Raw genomic sequence first — 2,827 nt, 5'->3', positions numbered from 1 at the left:
CAGCCCCTTTTCCATCAGAACTTCGCGGTCGGACAGAGCCAGCCGCTCGCCCTTGTGCAGCACCCACCATATCGCGATCGCCACAATGCCGACCACCGACACGAGCAGCAGGATGAACAGCAGGGGATGCGCCCGGAACATCGCAGGATGCTCGTCATATAGCCAGGTGTCGCTCATGCCGCCTCCCGCGTGCTTCACCTGCGTTTCACCATGGCCGCGCCCCGTTCGTCAAGCGAGCGAGGCGTAGGCCCGGCCGCTCGTTTCCCTTTTATTCCAGCCGGCAAGCTGCGGTTCAGCCTCGCCATTACATTTTGCGACAAATTTGTCGGGCAAATGCCAGAATCTTGCGACAAGTGACGCCTAGAGCGGCATCAGGCTTGTCATTTCCATATCGGGGGTTTTTCGTGCGTCGATCCGCATCCATTTTTTTGCTGCCCCTGATGATGAGCGTCGCGCCCGGCGCGCTGATGGCGCAGGACGATCCGGTGTCAGGCGGGGCGCCACAGGAGGCGGCCGACGAGGTCGACGAGATCATCGTCACCGGCCAGCCGGAACGCGGCGCGGTGATCGGTGAGATCGAGCCCGAACAGCAGCTCTCCCCCGCCGATGTGCGCGCGCTGGGCGTGACCTCGATCGCCGAGATCATCACCGAACTGGAGCCGCAGACCAACGGCACGCCGATCATCCTGCTCAACGGCAAGCGGATTTCCAGCTTCTCGGAAATCCGCGACATTCCGTCGGAAGCAGTGGCGCGGGTCGACATCCTGCCCGAGCAGGTCGCCCTGTCCTATGGCTATGCACCCACGCAGAAGGTGGTGAATATCGTCCTGCGCCAGCGTTTCCGGTCCGAAAAGGCGGAACTGGAACTGGGCACCACGACCGAAGGCGGACGGGACAATGCCGAGGTCGAGGCCGGCCTGCTGCGCATTCGTGGCGACGATCGTTTCTCGCTGGACCTGGAATATAGCCGCGCCGCGCGGCTGCTGGAAAGCGAGCGCGACATCGTCACCAGCCCGTCCAGCCGCCCCTATGCGTTGGGCGGCAATATCGCCGCTGGCATGTCCGGCGCGGAAGTCGATCCGGCGCTGTCGGCGCTGGCGGGCCAGACGGTCACCGTGGCCGCCGTGCCGGGAAGCGCGGCGAGCGGCGCGCCCAGCCTGGCGGACTTCGTCGCCGGCGCCAACGTCGCCGCAGTCACTGACCTGACCCCCTATCGCACATTGAGCCCGTCCACCGAGAATTTCTCCGCCAATGCGACGCTGGCGCGCGCGCTGGGCGGCGTGTCGGCGACGATCAACGGCCGGCTGGAACTGTCGGAAAATGATTCGCTGCAGGGCCTGTCCACCGCCGCGCTTGGCCTGGCCGCCGGATCGCCTTTCTCGCCCTTCGCCCAGGATGTGACGCTTTACCGCTATCTGGGGCAAGGCGGCGCGCTGGGGCAGCAGATCCGGGGCACCACGGGCCATGTCGGCGTCACGTTGAACGGCCAGATCGGACGCAAGTGGCAATGGTCCTTCACGGGCAATGGCGACCTGTCGATCACGCGCACGCGCACCGATCGTGGCGTCGACACCGACGCCATCCAGGTCGCGCTGGATGCCGGCGATCCGTCGGTCAATCCCTATGGCGATTTTGCGCCCGGACTGCTCGCCACCCGCACCATCGACACCGCCCGCGCCAAGAGCCAGGCAGTGACCGCCGACCTGCTGGTGAGCGGCGCGCTGTTCCGCATGCCCGCGGGCGACGTCATGACCTCGATCCGCCTGGGAGCCTCGGCCAACGGCTTTGAAAGCCGGTCCGTGCGATCGGGCGTGGAGCGCAGCACCGACTATAGCCGAGAGATCGGCAGCGGGCAGGTCAGCCTGGACGTGCCGCTGACCAGCCGGTCCAAGGGCGTTCTGGGCGGCATTGGCGACATCGGCGTCAATCTGAACATCGCCGCGCAGCAATTGTCGGACTTCGGCACGCTTTCGACGCTGGGCTACGGCCTGCGCTGGCAACCCATCCGTGCGGTCCAGATCCTCGCATCCGCCAATCAGGATCGCGCCGCCCCGACCGGCGCGCAGATCACCGATCCGCTGATTTCGACGCCCAACGTCTCGGTGTTCGACTATGCGACCGGGCAGAGCGTGTTCGTGACGCAATTGTCCGGCGGCAATGCCGCATTGCGCGAGAGCGTGCGCGACCAGTTCCGCCTCAGCGCCCGGGTGAAGCCCTTCGAAAAGCCCAATCTGACGCTGACGGCGACCTATCTCAACAGCCGCACGACCAATCCCATCGCCGCCTTCCCGACCCCGACCCCCGATCTGGAAGCGGCCTTCCCGCAACGCTTCCTGCGCGATGCCGATGGCAATCTGATCCAGGTCGATGCGCGGCCGATCAATTTCCTGCGGTCGCAGAGCGAGCAACTGCGCTGGGGCTTCGACCTGTCGATCGCGCTGAAGTCCCACATCCAGAAGGTGATCGAGGCATGGCGGGCGAGCGGCTCCCGGCCCGAAGACCGTCCCAAGGAACTGGACGACATGCGCGCCGCCTTCGGCCGCAATCGCGCCCAGGGCGAGCGACCTGCCGGCCAGGATGGCGCCCCGCCCGCCGGCGACGGCGGAGAGCGCGCGGGGAGCGGGCGCGACAATGCCGGTCCGGGCGATGGCGGCGAACGACCGCGCGGGCCGGGCGGCGGCGGCTTTGGGGGCGGCCGCGGGCGCGGCGATGGCCAGGGCGGCGGGCGGCTGAGCTTCAGCCTCTACCACACCTGGCATCTGGAAGAGAGCATCCTGATCGCGCCGGGCGTGCCGGAATTGGACCTGCTGAACGGCGACGCCACCGG

The 2,827-nt window shown here is 67.1% G+C and carries 1 protein-coding gene; it reads left to right on the top strand.

Features of this window, described 5'->3' with window-relative positions:
- Nucleotides 1–443: 443 nt before the first annotated feature.
- A partial coding sequence (locus tag B4A72_RS09075) for a hypothetical protein (RefSeq protein ID WP_292978383.1) occupies nt 444–2,827 on the top strand: 2,384 nt, incomplete at its 3' end.

Origin of the sequence: Paracoccus sp. UBA5162, assembly GCF_002413585.1 — a bacterium.
Classification (GTDB): Bacteria; Pseudomonadota; Alphaproteobacteria; order Rhodobacterales; family Rhodobacteraceae; genus Paracoccus.
The sequence above is the reverse complement of the archived record's forward strand: the minus strand, read 5'-3'. Positions and strand labels throughout refer to the sequence as shown.